Raw genomic sequence first — 16,372 nt, forward strand, 5'->3', positions numbered from 1 at the left:
TCGAAAACTCGTGCGTGTGATCGATGCGCTGCTACGCAACGGTCAAATCTACACGCCAAGAAAGGGGGAAGATCGATAGGGGTATCGATCTAACTGATTTTGTATCAAAACCCAGTTAATGACATCGGACAAGACTAGGCTTCTTAAGTATTGTCTTTTTTCGGATCATCGGACAATCGAATTTCCAATTTCGATGATTTTTCACCTTGACATATTACCGCAGGACTTTCCCCTCCATTATATCCCTTCTCTCTTTCTTCTTCACCGCCAACTTGTGTCGGAACCCCGCCATTTTTTGGCGGTGCGCACGCCAATTTTGGCGAACTAGACAAAAACACCCTCATCCATCCGATGAGGACGTTAACAACATATAATGCTCTGGAATGAATCCCAATTGTTTTGCTTTTTCCACCGCTTCTATCCGAGAGGATACACATAATTTTGAAAAAATACGCGATAGCTGTCTTTCTAGGCTCCGCTGGCTCATGCAGTGCTTTCTTGCAATCTCTTTATTGCTTAAACCGTTGGCAACCTCTATCAATATATTTTGTTCAAACATGTCGAGCGCGATATGTTCCACCTCTTCTCCCATCCTAGCTTTCACTTCGAAAAGCCGCAGCTGACGCAGAACATGTACAGGAATGACCGCCTCATCTCGTAGCGCACAGCGAATCGCTGTAATTAATTGCTCACTTGATGCGGTTTTACTGACAAAGCCTGTAATGCCTGATTCAATGAAATAATTTAAAAAAGGAACAATATCATATCCGGTATAGATGACAATTTTCGCATTCGGCTGTTTTTCGAGAATTCGTTTACTCAATTCGATACCGCTCATATCCGGCATACACCAGTCAAGTAAACATACATCATACGCACGTTGCTCGATCATTTGTTCTGCTTCGCTCGCAGATGTCGTAATGTCTACTTGAAAATCCCCTTCACATTCGAGCACATTTTTCGTACCTTCACAAACAAGAAGATGATCGTCGACAATTAAAATACGAGCCATGCTTCTCTCCTTTCCATACGTCTATAATGGGATGGTGATCGTTATCTCTAATCCAGAGCCATAGGATGACGCGATTTGGCATGTTCCACCTAATCCTTGCACACGCTCTTTTATTCCAAATAATCCTAAATTACCATGATGATCATTTAATTTTTCCATCTCTATTCCTACTCCATCGTCCACATAACGAAGTTGAACAGCCTCATCTTGCGTATCCAATACGAGTTGGAGCGTCGATGCTTGTGAATGTTTTACGGCGTTGTTTAACAATTCTTGTATGATCCGATAAATCGCCAGTTCCTGTTCTTCTCCTAATTTAGCTTGTATGTGAACATTCCACTTTACTTTTATATTCGTACGTAAATGAAATCGGTCAATAAGCTGCGAGATTGCTTGTTTTAGTCCCATTTGACTCAAAAATGGCGGTCTTAATTCATGACATATTTCTCTCGTTACATCAATTACATCTAAAATTTCCTCTTCCATGTCGCTTAGCCGCTTTTGCATATCTTCCGTGCCCATATATTGAATACGCAAGTTTTCGACTTTCTTTTTTAACAAAATTAAATCTTGAAGCAATGTATCATGCAAATCGATCGCAAGTTTTTTTCTTTCGCGTTCTGACCATTGGAACATCAACCGTGTAAACAAAATGGAATGTTCTTTTTCTTTTAAGCTGTCTAACTCTTTCAGTAACTCCTCTACTTTTAACATGTTTTCGATCGTCATACTCGTATAATAAACAATGGTAGATAGCCAATCTTTTTGCTCGGTGCGAAAGGAAAGAGGACGTTTCTTTTTCCCTACTAGCCATAAAGGTGTTTGACGAAATGAACCGATAAACACGACAAATAAGGAGCGATGTTCCGTTACGCGACCAATCGAAAGTGGAGCACCATTTATTTTTTGGACGATATTCGCCCAATGTTCTTCATTGTACTCAAAAGAAAGCGGTTCGTTTATGGACTGTATTACCTCTATTTTTTCTACGTCCAAAATTTCTTGCAATTCCTTTTCCAAACAATACATGGCTCCTTCTACTGTACGTTGTTTTTTCAGTTGTTCACTTATGCGATACAAACTCTCTTCATAAAAATGTTTTTGCATACGTAATTTTGCCCGCCATTTGCGGTCTAACCATTCTTTTATGTAAAAAGCAGCAAGAACGATGATATAAACGATAGAAAATAAAACAACAAGTTCAGCCCATTTGCTAGAGCGATGGATCCATTGATTGTACACAATCATCATAAAAAAAGATGGGAATAATGCAAACAAACCGAGATACTTTAACCGCTCGATGGAAAATGGCAGTTGAAACAGTTGATCTGTTGCCATTAAATAAAAGAAAACGATCGGTAAGGCGAAAAGAAAGCTAACTGTTAATTCCGCTGGCAATATCCATTTTTTCATCACTAGCATAGGAAGGCTATAAAAGAAAAGAAATGGGATCGTCGATAAACTAATTGCCAATAACAATCCTTTTACGGTATGTTGCTGTTCATCTTTTTTCAGATCAACGAACCCTTTTCCTAACAAAGCAAGAATGATAACCATATTGATAAAAAATGCCGTCAATAACACTTCCGTTTCACTTATCGAACGAAACGGTATAGACATCAGTGAAATAATAAACATCACAACGTTAAACCCATAAAGGGAAAAGACGATTTTTTTCGCAAACCATATCTTCTTTTCTTTTTCAAAATAGTTGTAAACAAAATGCAAAAATAGCGGAGGCAGCATGAAAAATACACCGCTGAATATTTGCCTTCCAAAAGGCGCATGTTTCGCCGATAAGCTGGCACTGATATAACAAAGCCCTGTCGATAACAACAAGTAAATCAGCACGGTCGCCGAACTACTATCTGGTCGCAAACGAAGCAAAAATATGCTTAAACGAACAGCGAATAGAAAAAAACATGTCGGCAAAATAATATAATACAACCACTGTTCCGTTCCATGCGCTAGATAGTCAATCACCAAAGTTTGGATTTGATTTCCTCTTTGAATAGTGATTGCTTTTGCTTGTTCAATCGTTTTGTATTTCTGAACCGTAAAATGGGACAGCGGAGGCTTTCCATCTATTTTTAACACTTGATCATAAATATGAATCCCATGTTTTTTTGCCCAGCCAAACTCATAAAGATCGTTAACAACCACAGCGCCCTTCTTTTCTACTACATCCATGCCGATCAATGGATGTTTCACATTTAAAACGGTTAAATATAGCGCTAAAATCGAAGCAAAAATCATGGCAATAACTGTTCGATTCATCGTGATCTACATCCAATATCCAAGCGGTCTAGTCGATTCGCTAAACACCTTTATCACCGCTTTTACCTCTAACTCACTTAAACCGATCAGGCTCACCGTACCATTTTGTAATTTTTCGATGACTTCCGGATGTTCGACTAAAAAGCGAATGATTTGTTGCATCACAATCTCCCTCCAACATCCTTAAATAAATGTTTTCAGCACAGATTTATACGCATCATCTACGTCTAGTTTTTCGATTTCTTGCAACGCTTTTTCCTTGTAAATTTGGCTCATCACTTTTGCGTAATAAAACGCTCCTTCCTGTCCCATTTGCTGAAGTGCTTTTTCTTTTTGGACATACATCCGATCGTAGTCCATATCGTTGTTGAAATACTGCTTCCACAAGTTATTTTGTTTGCTTTCTAGCATATACAAAATCGGAAGCGACTTTTTCTTTGCTTGAATATCAGCTTTTTTATCCCAGTTGTATAGCGCATCAAGGTCATTGTCGATTTGTGCTGCAATGCCGATGTAGCGAGCATACGTTTCAATCGCTGCGATGTCCTCTTTTCCTGCTAATAATGCTCCGATGACACAAGCCATCGCAACAAGAGAGCCTGATTTTTTCTCTACCATTTTTATATATTCTGCTTCTGTTTGTACGTCACACGCCACATCAGTCTGTTGTCCGTGTACACTTTGCAACAAGCAAGACGTAACATATGACAGTGCCTTTAATTTCTTTTCATCAGCAATGTGTGAATGAGCAATTACTTGCTGACCTAATAACAAAAACCCAATCGCAGTATGTACGGTAATCGCATCATCTTTTAACCGATCTTGATCGACTACATCATCCAATAAATCCCCAGCAAGCACGATCAATTCAATAGCCGCTGCGATATATGTTGAGTGATCTCCTTGTGTCGAAAACAAGTCATAATGCAAATAAGCCAACCGCCCAAACAACAAATCGCTCTCTTTCATATGTGACTCGATTGCCACCAGCATGTGTGCTTTCAGTCGCGGTTCCGACACCAATTGTTCCACGATTTCTTTCATTTGCTTCGCTATTTTTTCTTTTTCACTCATCCTATCGCACCTTGCACAAATATTTACAAATAGGGAATATTCGACAATTTCAATAAAATTCCTTCCTGAAAAATAAAAAGACTTGTCGAAGATTGTGACAAGTCTTTTGCTTTGCTATCACTTACTACCCAATAGAACGATTAGCATTGCAATAAAATTCTATACTTGTTGAAATCGTATATGTTGCACCATTATAGGAATATTTCCCTGACACAGTAATGACGTATGTGCGACCACCATCAATTAATTCCGCATTATATCCTGTCTGTGTCCACGTCCCACTGCCAGACGCTTTTGAGGAGATCGATTTAACTCCCGAAAACAGTTGTCTTTTATGAACATCACTATACTGAGTTTCAAAAGTCCCTGTCACATACAAAGTTTGAACGGTTTGTCCAACTTGGATCGTTGTTGTTTTTGTCTTTGAGGCAATCGATTGAGGAGTAATCGTCCCCGATTCTTTTATCCCCGTTTGATTGGAATTTGCCAATGAATCTTTTCCTATGCCAAATAAAATTCCTCCAACAAGCATTACCGTTACTGCTATGCTTACAAATTGACGAATCATTTTAAAAATTCCTCCTTTCGTTTTGATAGTTTGATTATAATTCACTTTTTTCCATTATTCACCGCCAACATGTTGTCGAACCCCGCCATTTTTTTGACGGTGCGCCCACCAATTTTGGCGGACTAGACAAAAATTTCCTTACCGATCCGACAAGGACATAAAAACCCCCATCCAATGCTCATGCATCAGATGGGGGACGTTTTATGCGCGCAATGTGGCGCCGAATTGTTGTTCGACAGCTTTGATCACTTGTTCGTGAACGTTTGTTACTTCTTCATCCGTTAATGTCCGTTCTGGGTCGTAGTAACGGAGCGAGAAGGCGATCGATTTTTTGCCTTCTGGAAGGCGATCGCCTTTGTAGACGTCGAAAATCGATACGTCCTTCAACAGTTCGCCGCCTGCTTCGATAATCGCTTTTTGCAACTCACCCGCGACGACATGTTCATCGACGACAAGGGCAATGTCGCGTGCAATCGATGGGAAGCGTGGAATCGCGGTATAGCGAATGTCGTCTACTTCCGCTTTCAGCAACGCTTCAAGGTCTAGCTCAAACACGTACGTTTCTTTCAAATCAAATTGTTTTTGCACGACCGGATGTAGCTGACCGATAAAACCAATTGTTTTGCCGTCTAGCAACATATCGGCTGTGCGCCCTGGATGAAGGTGCTCGCGTTTTGCTTGTTTGTATTCCACGCGGTTTTCTAATCCTAGCAACGCAAACAAACCATCTAAAATCCCTTTTGCAACATAAAAATCAACCGCTTTTTTCTCTCCTTGCCACAAATGCGCATGCCATACGCCTGTCACAACGCCTGCGAGGCGCTCTTTTTCGTTTGGCAGTTCGTGCTCTCCGTTAGCTAAGTATACCGAGCCAATTTCATATAGCGCAACGTTTTCGACTTGGCGGGCGCGGTTGTAGCTTGCCGCTTCCAATAAGTGCGGCACTAAGCTTTGCCGCAAGACGCTGCGTTCTTCACTCATTGGCAATGCCAAACGAATCGATTCCGCCGTTTCAAGCGCAAACATCGGCGCTTTTGCTTCATTTGTAAGCGAGTACGTAATCGCTTGGAACAAGCCCGCATCTTCTAAATAACGGCGCACGTGGCGGCGCTTTGCTTGATATGGGGTGAGTTTCCCTGGCTTTGCTTCCCCGACTGGAAGCGTTGCTGGCAAGTTGTCATAGCCATAAAGGCGCGCCACTTCTTCAATAATATCTTCTTCAATCGTAATATCGCGGCGGCGCGATGGAACGGTAATCGTAAACGTCCCGTTATCTTCTGTGAACATAAATTGCAAGTTGGTTAAAATGCCTGCGACTTCTTCTTTCGTAATTGTTGTGCCAAGCACGTTATTGATACGGTCTAATGTAATCGTGACAACAACATCTTTTCGTTGCAGCGTGTTCACTTCGACAACACCGCCAATGACTTCGCCGCCAGCATATTCCGCCATTAAAGCAGCGGCTCGGTCAAGCGCTTCTTTCGTGCGCGCTGGGTCGATGCCTTTTTCAAACCGTGTGCTCGACTCGCTGCGCAATCCGTGATCTTTGACCGCCTGACGAATGACAGGACTTATGAAATACGCGGACTCAATAAATACGGTCGTTGTGTCGTTTTTCACTTCCGAATTGGCACCGCCCATCACACCAGCTAAGGCGACAGGCTCTTTCCCGTTTGTAATGACAAGATGCTCCTCTGTTAACGTGCGCTCTACATCATCAAGCGTCACGATTGTTTCACCGGCTTTTGCGCGGCGAACGACAATTTCTTTTGAACCGAGGCGGTCATAGTCAAACGCATGAAGCGGCTGACCGTACTCAAGTAAAATGTAGTTCGTAATATCAACGACATTATTATGTGGGCGAATGCCGGCCGCCATTAAACGCGTTTGCATCCAAAGCGGTGACGGACCGATTTTCACGTTTTTCACAATGCGCCCTGCGTATAACGGATTGTCTTCTGGTGCATCGACGCGAACGGAAATGTAGTCGTGGACGTTTTCGCTGTTTTCTTGTAGCTCAACTGCCGGAAGCTTCACGCTCCGCCCTAAAATCGCCGCCACTTCATAAGCGACACCGATCATGCTTAAACAATCGGCGCGATTTGGCGTCAATCCTAACTCCAATACTTCATCGTCCAAGTTGAGCAATTCAAGCGCATCGACACCGACTGGCGCATCGCTTGGGAAAACGAAAATGCCGTCGGCGTATTCTTTCGGCACTAATTTTGACTCCACGCCGAGTTCTTGCAACGAGCAAATCATGCCATTCGATTCTTCGCCGCGCAATTTCGCACGTTTGATTTTCAAATTTCCTGGCAAAACTGCCCCGACTTTGGCGACAGCGACCTTTTGTCCTTTTGCCACGTTCGGTGCCCCGCAAATAATTTGCACCGGCTCCCCTTCCCCGATATCGACAAGACATTTGCTTAATTTATCAGCATTTGGATGCTGCCCGCGCTCAAGCACATGGCCGATGACCACTCCTTGCGCTCCTTTATTTAACACTTCCACACTTTCCACTTCAATCCCGCTTTTCGTAATGCGGTCGGCTAATTCTTTTGCGGTAATGCCTGCTAAATCGACATATTCCTGTAGCCATTTATATGAAACGAACATCCATTAAACCTCCCTTTACACCCGGTTAAATTGTTGCAAGAAACGAACATCGTTTTGATAAAAATGACGGATGTCGTCAATGCCGTATTTGAGCATCGCAATACGCTCCGGTCCCATCCCAAACGCAAAGCCCGTATATTTTTTCGAATCAAATCCTGCCATTTCAAGTACGTTCGGATGAACCATCCCGGCACCTAAAATTTCAATCCAACCTGTTCCTTTACATACGTTGCAGCCGTGCCCACCGCAATTAAAACACGACACATCGACTTCAACAGACGGTTCTGTAAATGGGAAAAAGCTTGGACGGAAGCGAATGTCGCGATCTTCGCCAAACATTTTGCGAGCAAACTCGCGCAACGTTCCTTTTAAGTCGCTCATGCGAATATGTTCATCGACGACAAGCCCTTCAATTTGCGTAAATTGATGCGAATGTGTCGCATCGTCGTTGTCGCGACGATATACTTTTCCCGGGCAAATGATTTTTACTGGACCGCGTCCTTGATGTTTTTCCATCGTGCGCGCTTGCACAGGTGACGTATGCGTGCGCAATAAAATTTCCTCTGTAATATAAAAGGAATCTTGCATATCGCGCGCTGGATGACCTTTTGGCAAATTGAGCGCTTCAAAGTTGTAATAGTCTTTTTCGACTTCCGGTCCTTCAGCAATCGTATAGCCCATGCCGATAAATAAATCTTCAATTTCTTCAATGACGCGCGTTAACGGATGATGATTGCCGCGTCTAATCGGACGTCCTGGAAGTGTCACGTCAATCGCTTCCGCCGCTAATTTTTTCTCGACTTCTGCTTGTTCAAGGGTTGCTTGCTTTGCTTCAAGCGCTGTTTGAATCACTTCGCGCACTTCGTTCACAAGCGCTCCCATGACAGGACGCTCTTCAGGAGACAATGCTCCCATGCCGCGCAGCACTTCTGTAATTGGACCTTTTTTGCCGAGATATGCGACGCGCACGTCATTGAGCGCTTTTAAATCGTTTGCCTGTTCAATTTTTTCAAGCGCTTCTTGTTGAAGCTGTTGTAACCGTTCTTTCATGTGAAATCCCTCCTTATTATGTATAAAAAATAAAAAACTCGCCCCTCACATAAGGGACGAGTGCACTCGCGGTACCACCCTTGTTAGCTATGCCGTTCGCATAGCTCACTTCATTCAGATAACGGCTTCCACCGGAACGCCTTTACATTTTGCATGCGCAAAATGGTCCAAGCGCCAACTCCCGAGGTGAATTCACTTGCTTCTACCATAAAAACGCTCGCAGTCTATGGCGTTTCCTCCCTGAATGGTGATCGGCAAGCTACTCTTCTCGATCATTGTCTTTCATATAATGAAATTCTTCATTTATTATAAGCAAATGGGGAATAACGTGCAAGGTAATCGTGCAAACATACGTTTATTTTTTCTGTAAATGATACAGTAAAATGCCTGTCGCAACGGCTACGTTTAACGATTCTGCCTTCCCATAAATCGGCACATATAAGTTTGTTGTCGTCTGTTGCAGCCACTTATCGCTTACTCCACTTCCTTCATTTCCAACAATTAATGCAAACGATGACGAAGGAGCGACAGAACGGTAGTCTACCCCATGTTGAAGCGATGTGCCATAAATGGGGATATGCTTGTTTTGGAAGCGAGCGATCCATTGACCAATATTTCCTTTTACAACTGGCAAATGAAACAACGAACCTTGCGTAGCACGCATGACTTTTGCGTTATATATATCGGCACTCCCCTCTCCGACAACAACAACATCTATCCCTGCCGCATCAGCGGTGCGAATAATCGTTCCTAAGTTTCCCGGATCTTGAACCGCGTCGATGAACAATGCCGTTTGTACACTATCGACGCTCCAATGTAGGTGCTTGCACACTGCGATAATTCCTTGTGGTGTTTCCGTATCGCTTAATTCACCGATCACCGCTTCAGTGACAATCACTATCGGAATATTGTCCACGTTCCAGCTTGTCGGAATCGTTTTCGTTTCAGCTAAAATAAGCTGTTCAACGATGTTGCTTTTTAAAGCTTCTTCGACTAAATGGAACCCTTCCACTAAAAATAGCCCCGTTTTCTCGCGTTCTTTTTTCGTGAGCAATTTTTTCCATTGCTTCACTTGCGGATTTTTCGTTGATTCAATGCGTTTCAATGCGTTTTCTTCCTTTCCTCTTCTCTCTCTATACATAATAACCGAAAAGCGCGCCAAAAATAAACGTGTAATACATAAAGCGAGGTGAAAAGACATGAATTTAAATTTGCGCCATGCGATTATGACGAACGTCGCTAACAATACGAAAGAACAGTTAGAGGACACGATTGTCGACGCCATTCAGCGCGGCGAGGAAAAATATTTGCCAGGACTTGGCGTCTTGTTTGAAGCGATTTGGAATCATTCTAATGAGCAGCAAAAAGAAACGATGCTTTCGACGCTAGAACAAGCAGTAAAGCAATGAACAAAGGGGAAGTGGCCACCCACTTCCCCGATTTTTTTAATCAAATGTAATTTCCTGCACCTTTTTCGCATCGAGCCGCTTGATGACTTCAACAAGCAACTTCACGGTTTGTTCGTAGTCGTCGCGATGAAGCATGGCTGCATGCGAGTGAATGTAGCGCGTCGGGATAGCGATAGTGAGCGCTGGAACACCGCTTGCCGTTAAATGAATCGCCCCTGCATCGGTGCCTCCGCCCGGCATCGCATCAAAATGATACGGAATGTTTAACTGTTCCGCAACATCAATGACAAACTCGCGCAATCCTTTATGCGACACAAGCGTTGCATCGTATAACACGATATGCGGACCCGCACCAAGTTTGCCCATCGCTTCTTTTTCCGACACGCCTGGGGTGTCGCCAGCGATGCCGACATCCACCGCAAAGGCAATGTCTGGTTGAATCGTGTGCGCCGCTGTTTTCGCCCCGCGCAAGCCCACTTCTTCTTGCACCGTACCAACGCCATATACCACATTCGGATGCTCCACATCTTTTAATTGTTTCAATACGTCAATGGCAATTGCGCAACCGATGCGGTTGTCCCATGCTTTGGCCAGCAACATTTTTTCGTTGTTCATGACGGTAAATTCAAAGTACGGCACAATCGAATCGCCTGGACGAACGCCCCAAGCAAGCGCTTCGTCACGGCTGGAGGCGCCAATGTCAATGAACATATCTTTGATTTCCACTGGTTTCTTGCGCGCTTCCGGCGGTAAAATGTGCGGCGGCTTCGAGCCGATGACGCCGGTGATGTCGCCTTTCTTCGTCATGATCGTTACACGCTGCGCAAGCATGACTTGCCCCCACCAACCGCCAAGCGGCTGGAAGCGGATGAAGCCTTTCTCATCGATTTGCGTCACCATAAATCCTACTTCGTCTAAGTGACCGGCAACCATAATTTTCGGACCGTTTTCGTTCCCTATCTTTTTCGCAATTAAACTGCCAAGACCATCGGTCGTTACTTCGTCGGCGTAAGGCGCGATATGTTTTTTCATCACTTCCCGGGCTTCCCGTTCATTGCCTGGGACGCCTTTAGCGTCCGTCAATTCTTTTAACATTTGTAACGTCGGATCTAATTTTGCCATCTTCAATCCCCTTTCACCGTCTCTTCCTCATTATACCGAAAACAATCGACGATGTACAAAAATTGGTTAATAATGTTGCGTTTGCCGTTCATGGTTCACTTCATTTTTCGCGATGTATGCGCGCTCGATTTGCTCCGGCGTAAATTGCAGCGCATGCCCAAGCGCCGCATACGAGCGCAGCAACGCTTCGTACGTTTCGAAAGTTAGCGACTGCCCAAACAAATGAATGGCTTGAAAAACGGTGAAAAACTGGGCAACGAGCGGTTTGCTTTCTTCAACGTTCGGCCACTCTATGCGCTCTGCCAACTGTAAATCTAACCCGAGCGATAAAATAAAATGCAGCCCATCCACGTATTCTTCTAAGATTGTTTCAAAAGAAGCAGGCGGTTTCGAGCTCCAAAATTTAAAACAGCGCGTTTCGTTTGCCAGTTCCCCTACTTCGACTAACAGCGCCAACAGTTTGCGCTCGACGAGATTTTCTCCCTTTAATCCGCGCTCGGTTTCAATTCGCTCATCTAGCTGCCGCTGCATCGTGTATAGACGGCGAATGTCCATGTACTCTCCCCCTTTAAAAAATGACCATTCTCTTAAGGAGAATGGCCATTCCATGCTTATTTATTTAAGTTTTCTTTTGCGATGTTTGCTAGTTGTGTAAACGCTGCCGCATCGTTTACTGCTAAATCTGCAAGCATTTTACGGTTCACTTCTACGCCCGCAAGCTTTAAGCCGTGCATTAAACGGCTGTAAGAAAGACCGTTCATGCGAGCAGCTGCGTTAATACGCGTAATCCAAAGTTTACGGAAATCACGTTTCCGTTGACGACGGTCGCGATATGCGTACATTAATGATTTCATTACTTGTTGGTTCGCGACTCTATATAAACGATGTTTAGAACCGAAATAGCCTTTTGCAAGTTTAAGAATTTTTTTACGACGTCTGCGCGTTACTGTTCCGCCTTTTACACGTGGCATGTATATTCCCTCCTACGAATGATCGTTATTTTACGTTGTCAAGCAATTGACGAATGCGTTTGAAGTCGCCAGAAGATACAAGCGTTGCTTTGCGAAGTTTGCGTTTTTGTTTTTGTGTTTTGTTGGCGAATAAATGGCTAGTAAATGCATGAGAACGTTTTAATTTCCCAGTGCCCGTCTTTTTAAAACGCTTTGCAGAGCCTTTATGTGTTTTCATTTTTGGCATAAGGTGTATCCTCCTCGTTCGATTATTTATCGTTTTTCGGCGCTAACACTAAAAACATGCTGCGTCCGTCCATTTTTGGTGCCGATTCCACGACACTAATATCAGCGCATGCTTCAGAAAAACGGTCTAATACACGTTGACCAATTTCTTTATGCGTAATTGCCCGCCCTTTAAAGCGAATCGTCGCTTTCACTTTGTCTCCTTTTTCAAGGAATTTGCGTGCGTTGCGGAGTTTCGTGTTAAAATCGTGCTCTTCAATCGTCGGGCTTAAGCGCACTTCTTTGACGTTAATGACTTTTTGCTTTTTGCGCGCTTCTTTTTCTTTCTTTTGTTGCTCGAAGCGGAATTTGCCGTAGTCCATAATGCGGCATACCGGCGGTTTCGCGTTTGGCGCCACCATCACTAAATCAAGGTTCAGTCTTGCAGCGATTTCTAACGCCTCTTGCTTTGATTTAATGCCTAATTGTTCGCCGTTTTGGTCAATTAAACGAACTTCACGTGCACGAATGCCTTCGTTAACGATAAAATCTTTGCTAATAACTAGCCACCTCCAAGGTTTTTTCCGAATGACTTGTTTGTTTTTTGCACCCTTTGCGAAAAGCTTCTTCATTTCGAAATAAAAAACGTGGATGCATACGACACCCACGCTCATTACGCTCTATAACCGAACCGTAACAACCTGCCAACAGCGAATGGCGTCAGCCAGGTGAGAAGCGGGTGCTTCTGCTTTTGTCACAAACAAGTATTCTATTCGACTTATGTAGTATACCATGTTGGAAGCGGCATGTCAATTTTTTATTCCCTGCTTTCGCACAACATGTTTCATTATACCGAATGTTATTACTGTTGGCAACTATTTTTTTAAAACCTGCGGAAGAAACTTCCGCAGGTTCGGTTAACGGCGCGCTTCTCTTTTTAACGTTGCGATAAAGTCTTCAAGCGCCATCGTTTCGCTTTTTTGTTCTCCGTATTTGCGGACGTTGACCGTTCCTTCTTTCATTTCGTTATCTCCGACTACCAGCATATACGGAATTTTTTGTATTTGTGCTTCGCGAATTTTATAGCCGATTTTCTCATCTCGCTCATCGACTTCCACGCGGAATCCTTGTGCTTGAAGCGCTTCTTTTACTTTGTATGCATAGTCAACATGGACGGCAGGCGACACTGGAATGACTTCGACTTGCACCGGCGCAAGCCATGTCGGGAACGCTCCCTTATATTCTTCAATTAAAAACGCCACAAAGCGTTCCATCGTCGAAACAACGCCGCGGTGAATGACGACCGGACGATGCGGTTTTCCGTCTTCGCCAATATACGTTAAATCAAAGCGCTCCGGCAGTAAGAAATCAAGCTGAACGGTCGAGAGCGTTTCGTCTTTTCCAAGCGCTGTACGTACTTGCACGTCTAATTTTGGCCCATAAAACGCTGCTTCTCCTTCTGCTTCGTAATAGTCGAGCCCTAGCTCGTCCATCGCTTCACGCAACATCGTTTGCGCTTTTTCCCACATCGCATCGTCATCGTAATATTTTTCTTTATCTTGCGGGTCGCGATATGACAGACGGAAGGAATAGTCATCAAGCCCAAAATCTTTATACACTTCAAGAATTAAGTTGACGACGCGCTTGAATTCGTCTTTGATTTGATCTGGACGGACAAAAATGTGCGCATCGTTTAGTGTCATTCCCCGCACGCGTTGTAAGCCGGTCAACGCCCCAGACATTTCATAGCGATGCATCGTTCCAAGCTCAGCAATGCGAATCGGCAGCTCACGATAGCTATGCATTTTGTTTTTGTAAATCATCATATGGTGCGGACAGTTCATCGGACGAAGCACGAGTTGCTCATTGTCCATTTCCATCGGTGGGAACATGCCATCTTTATAATGATCCCAGTGTCCAGACGTTTTATATAGCTCGACACTGCCAAGCACCGGTGTGTAGACGTGTTGGTAGCCAAGTTCTAATTCTTTATCGACGATATAGCGCTCAATTGTACGACGAATCGTCGCCCCTTTTGGCAGCCAAAGCGGCAATCCTTGTCCTACTTTTTGCGATGTCGTAAACAGCTCTAATTCTTTTCCTAGCTTACGATGGTCGCGTTCTTTCGCTTCTTGCAAGAGGCGAAGGTATTCGTCGAGCGCTTCTTTTGTAAAGAACGCCGTACCGTAAATGCGCTGCAACATTTTATTGTTGCTGTCGCCACGCCAATATGCTCCGGCGATGTTTAGCAGCTTAAACTCTTTAATTTTTCCTGTCGATGGGACATGAACGCCGCGGCAAAGGTCAAAAAATTCGCCTTGTTCATAAATCGAAACGACTTCTCCTTCTGGGATGTCGTGAATTAATTCAATTTTCAAATGATCGCCGATTTCTTCATATCGTTGAATTGCTTCTTCACGGCTTACTTCTTTCCGGACAATTTCTAAGTTTTCTTTGACAATTTTCCGCATTTCTTGTTCGATTTTCGGAAGGTCTTCTGGTGTCAACGACTCTTCCATGTCAATATCGTAATAAAAGCCATTTTCAATAACAGGACCAACGCCAAGTTTTACATTTTTATACAACCGTTTAATCGCCTGTGCCATTAAATGGGCAGTGCTATGACGTAAAATGTCCAGCGCTTCTGGCATCTCTTGTGTAATAATGGAAATTGCTCCGTCTTCCGTAATTGGCGTCCGCAAATCAAGTAACCGCTCGTTGAGTTTTCCAGCAATCGCTTTTTTCTTTAGTCCTGGGCTAATCGATGCAGCAATTTCTTCAGTCGTAATCCCTTTCGGAAACTCCTTTACCGCTCCATCTGGAAACGTAATTTTCACTACTTCTGACATCATTTTCACTCCTTTTCGATAAATAAAAAAACTCCTCCCTCACACAAGGGACGAGTTTGTTTCGTGGTTCCACCCTTCTTCCCATCGCCAACAGCGATGGCTCGAATAGCATAACGGCGCCTTCTCCGTCACCTATTACTCGAACAAGTCTTTCACAGGTGAAGTTCCGAGGTGGTAAGTGCATTTTTCGTGTTAGGAAGGTTCCAGCCTAGCCTTCCCTCTCTGGAAACCGTAAAAATACACCCATGTCCTCATCATCACTTTTCCGTCGATCCATTATGTACGTAATTATAAAATGAGAATGTGGAAAAATCAAGTCACTCTACCGAAAACGAATGGCGGAACGCCTGACTTGGGCAAAAGCGAAGCCGCTCTTGAAATACATTTTGCAACGTTTGCAGCATACCGTCATCCGGCTCGTCCGTATACACGTAAATCGTCTTTGGCGCAAGCGACACGAGCGGCGCTAAGACGGTAGAATCAATATACATTGGCTGATTAACTAGCTTGCGGTCAATCCATTGTTTCAGCTCTGTCTTAGGCACATAATGAAACTGTTCGTCAAAAAAGAAAAATTCCGGCGGACGATGCACGAGATGAACAACTGACCATTTTGTCTCGCGCATCGCAACATAGTCGCGCAACAGCTGCACAAACGTTTGATATTCCTGCTCTAATTTGTACTCATCAATCGCTAGTTCGACATAATGGGACAGTAATTCAATATACGGTTTTAATCGAAACGTCACGAACGATGCTAAAGAAAAGGAAAGCCCATCTTTTAAAAACGGCAATAGCGCGTCCATAATAAGCGCCTCGCGCGACTGTCCGTGCTGGTTTCCATTTCGATAGTCATGCCTTTCCCCGTCAAGAAAAGAATGGGCAAGCTGCAAAATTTGTTGCTGTTCTTCTTCGTCATTATAATAAAACGTACCTGAAATAATCGATAATAATAGCCGGTCTTCCATAAAACGCAAAATAAACTGAGCAACCGTTCGTGCGACCGCAGCCAATCCATTTTCTTCTGCACGTTCGAGATGAATAGTCACTACCCGATCGTCGCTATGCTCACAGCTAAAGAGCGGGTCAGCGTCTGCTTGCAACAAGCAAAGAAATTTTTCTAGCTCGTTGGTTTGTTCAAAATAAATGTTGATCAATGTCGTCCCCCCTTTATCAGTGAATGCTTGTTCTATATATATGGGGGGACAACTTTATTTAGA

At 43.8% G+C, this 16,372-nt stretch carries 16 protein-coding genes and 3 other annotated features; of the genes, 1 reads left to right on the plus strand and 15 read right to left on the minus strand.

The features are described from left to right. Positions 1 to 340: 340 nt before the first annotated feature. The 8 genes from GGR02_RS12135 to GGR02_RS12170 all read right to left on the minus strand — a co-directional run bounded on the left by GGR02_RS12135 (position 341) and on the right by GGR02_RS12170 (position 9,702). Positions 341 to 1,012 carry a response regulator transcription factor gene (locus tag GGR02_RS12135; protein WP_183185229.1) on the minus strand — a complete coding sequence of 224 codons (672 nt, stop codon included), beginning with the start codon at positions 1,010 to 1,012 and terminating at the stop codon, positions 341 to 343. A gap of 21 nt (positions 1,013 to 1,033) precedes the next feature. After that, on the minus strand, positions 1,034 to 3,289 hold the full coding sequence (locus GGR02_RS12140) for an ATP-binding protein (protein ID WP_183185231.1): 2,256 nt from the start codon (positions 3,287 to 3,289) through the stop codon (positions 1,034 to 1,036). Between the two features lie 6 nt (positions 3,290 to 3,295). Then, the gene (gene comX / locus GGR02_RS12145; protein ID WP_183185232.1) at positions 3,296 to 3,451 is read right to left on the minus strand and encodes a competence pheromone ComX; all 156 of its coding nucleotides are present in this window, start codon (positions 3,449 to 3,451) and stop codon (positions 3,296 to 3,298) included. Between the two features lie 21 nt (positions 3,452 to 3,472). Beyond that, positions 3,473 to 4,363 (minus strand): polyprenyl synthetase family protein, encoded by an 891-nt coding sequence (locus GGR02_RS12150; RefSeq protein WP_183185234.1) that lies wholly within the window; start codon positions 4,361 to 4,363, stop codon positions 3,473 to 3,475. Positions 4,364 to 4,487: 124 nt separating this feature from the next. Continuing rightward, the gene (locus tag GGR02_RS12155) at positions 4,488 to 4,931 is read right to left on the minus strand and encodes a hypothetical protein (protein ID WP_221210841.1); all 444 of its coding nucleotides are present in this window, start codon (positions 4,929 to 4,931) and stop codon (positions 4,488 to 4,490) included. A gap of 201 nt (positions 4,932 to 5,132) precedes the next feature. Next, positions 5,133 to 7,547 carry a phenylalanine--tRNA ligase subunit beta gene (pheT, locus tag GGR02_RS12160; protein WP_183185238.1) on the minus strand — a complete coding sequence of 805 codons (2,415 nt, stop codon included), beginning with the start codon at positions 7,545 to 7,547 and terminating at the stop codon, positions 5,133 to 5,135. 15 nt (positions 7,548 to 7,562) lie between these two features. Further along, complete coding sequence (gene pheS / locus GGR02_RS12165; protein WP_183185240.1) at positions 7,563 to 8,597, minus strand: phenylalanine--tRNA ligase subunit alpha; 1,035 nt, start codon at positions 8,595 to 8,597, stop codon at positions 7,563 to 7,565. A 49-nt stretch (positions 8,598 to 8,646) separates the two neighbouring features. Beyond that, positions 8,647 to 8,882 (minus strand) — a binding site (T-box leader). Positions 8,883 to 8,952: 70 nt separating this feature from the next. Then, positions 8,953 to 9,702, minus strand: coding sequence for a TrmH family RNA methyltransferase (locus tag GGR02_RS12170; RefSeq protein WP_183185242.1), 750 nt, complete (start codon positions 9,700 to 9,702; stop codon positions 8,953 to 8,955). A 94-nt stretch (positions 9,703 to 9,796) separates the two neighbouring features. Between GGR02_RS12170 and sspI the strand changes: the two genes are divergently transcribed. Continuing rightward, positions 9,797 to 10,006: a small acid-soluble spore protein SspI gene (gene sspI / locus GGR02_RS12175; protein WP_183185244.1), complete on the plus strand. Its 210-nt coding sequence runs from the start codon at positions 9,797 to 9,799 to the stop codon at positions 10,004 to 10,006. 36 nt (positions 10,007 to 10,042) lie between these two features. On the opposite strand, the gene GGR02_RS12180 is transcribed toward sspI, so the two are convergent. From GGR02_RS12180 to ytxC, 7 genes are all read right to left on the minus strand, one after another. Beyond that, positions 10,043 to 11,128, minus strand: a complete 1,086-nt coding sequence (locus tag GGR02_RS12180; protein ID WP_183185246.1) for a M42 family metallopeptidase — start codon at positions 11,126 to 11,128, stop codon at positions 10,043 to 10,045. Positions 11,129 to 11,194: 66 nt separating this feature from the next. After that, the gene (locus tag GGR02_RS12185) at positions 11,195 to 11,683 is read right to left on the minus strand and encodes a dUTP diphosphatase (protein WP_183185248.1); all 489 of its coding nucleotides are present in this window, start codon (positions 11,681 to 11,683) and stop codon (positions 11,195 to 11,197) included. A gap of 56 nt (positions 11,684 to 11,739) precedes the next feature. Continuing rightward, the gene (rplT, locus tag GGR02_RS12190; RefSeq protein ID WP_066327564.1) at positions 11,740 to 12,099 is read right to left on the minus strand and encodes a 50S ribosomal protein L20; all 360 of its coding nucleotides are present in this window, start codon (positions 12,097 to 12,099) and stop codon (positions 11,740 to 11,742) included. Positions 12,100 to 12,124: 25 nt separating this feature from the next. Next, a complete protein-coding gene (gene rpmI / locus GGR02_RS12195) occupies positions 12,125 to 12,325 on the minus strand; it encodes a 50S ribosomal protein L35 (RefSeq protein ID WP_066327566.1) in 201 nt (66 codons plus the stop codon). Positions 12,326 to 12,347: 22 nt separating this feature from the next. Then, positions 12,348 to 12,935, minus strand: coding sequence for a translation initiation factor IF-3 (gene infC, locus GGR02_RS12200; RefSeq protein ID WP_183185250.1), 588 nt, complete (start codon positions 12,933 to 12,935; stop codon positions 12,348 to 12,350). Position 12,936: 1 nt separating this feature from the next. Continuing rightward, positions 12,937 to 13,060: a sequence feature (ribosomal protein L20 leader region), on the minus strand. Positions 13,061 to 13,220: 160 nt separating this feature from the next. Then, complete coding sequence (thrS, locus tag GGR02_RS12205; protein ID WP_183185251.1) at positions 13,221 to 15,152, minus strand: threonine--tRNA ligase; 1,932 nt, start codon at positions 15,150 to 15,152, stop codon at positions 13,221 to 13,223. Between the two features lie 43 nt (positions 15,153 to 15,195). After that, positions 15,196 to 15,419 (minus strand) — a binding site (T-box leader). Between the two features lie 50 nt (positions 15,420 to 15,469). Next, complete coding sequence (gene ytxC, locus GGR02_RS12210; RefSeq protein ID WP_183185253.1) at positions 15,470 to 16,309, minus strand: putative sporulation protein YtxC; 840 nt, start codon at positions 16,307 to 16,309, stop codon at positions 15,470 to 15,472. Positions 16,310 to 16,372: the final 63 nt, after the last annotated feature.

The sequence above is a fragment of the Anoxybacteroides voinovskiense genome (assembly GCF_014196205.1).
GTDB classification, from domain to species: Bacteria; Bacillota; Bacilli; order Bacillales; family Anoxybacillaceae; genus Anoxybacteroides; species Anoxybacteroides voinovskiense.

Coding starts and splice junctions, on each gene's coding strand:
- rpmI (WP_066327566.1), bottom strand. CDS start 12,325: ATGCCAAAAATGAAAACACATAAAGGCTCTGCAAAGCGTTTTAAAAAG.
- GGR02_RS12150 (WP_183185234.1), bottom strand. CDS start 4,363: ATGAGTGAAAAAGAAAAAATAGCGAAGCAAATGAAAGAAATCGTGGAA.
- GGR02_RS12180 (WP_183185246.1), bottom strand. CDS start 11,128: ATGGCAAAATTAGATCCGACGTTACAAATGTTAAAAGAATTGACGGAC.
- GGR02_RS12185 (WP_183185248.1), bottom strand. CDS start 11,683: ATGGACATTCGCCGTCTATACACGATGCAGCGGCAGCTAGATGAGCGA.
- pheT (WP_183185238.1), bottom strand. CDS start 7,547: ATGTTCGTTTCATATAAATGGCTACAGGAATATGTCGATTTAGCAGGC.
- thrS (WP_183185251.1), bottom strand. CDS start 15,152: ATGTCAGAAGTAGTGAAAATTACGTTTCCAGATGGAGCGGTAAAGGAG.
- GGR02_RS12135 (WP_183185229.1), bottom strand. CDS start 1,012: ATGGCTCGTATTTTAATTGTCGACGATCATCTTCTTGTTTGTGAAGGT.
- pheS (WP_183185240.1), bottom strand. CDS start 8,597: ATGAAAGAACGGTTACAACAGCTTCAACAAGAAGCGCTTGAAAAAATT.
- comX (WP_183185232.1), bottom strand. CDS start 3,451: ATGCAACAAATCATTCGCTTTTTAGTCGAACATCCGGAAGTCATCGAA.
- infC (WP_183185250.1), bottom strand. CDS start 12,935: ATGAAGAAGCTTTTCGCAAAGGGTGCAAAAAACAAACAAGTCATTCGG.
- sspI (WP_183185244.1), top strand. CDS start 9,797: ATGAATTTAAATTTGCGCCATGCGATTATGACGAACGTCGCTAACAAT.
- rplT (WP_066327564.1), bottom strand. CDS start 12,099: ATGCCACGTGTAAAAGGCGGAACAGTAACGCGCAGACGTCGTAAAAAA.
- GGR02_RS12140 (WP_183185231.1), bottom strand. CDS start 3,289: ATGAATCGAACAGTTATTGCCATGATTTTTGCTTCGATTTTAGCGCTA.
- GGR02_RS12155 (WP_221210841.1), bottom strand. CDS start 4,931: ATGATTCGTCAATTTGTAAGCATAGCAGTAACGGTAATGCTTGTTGGA.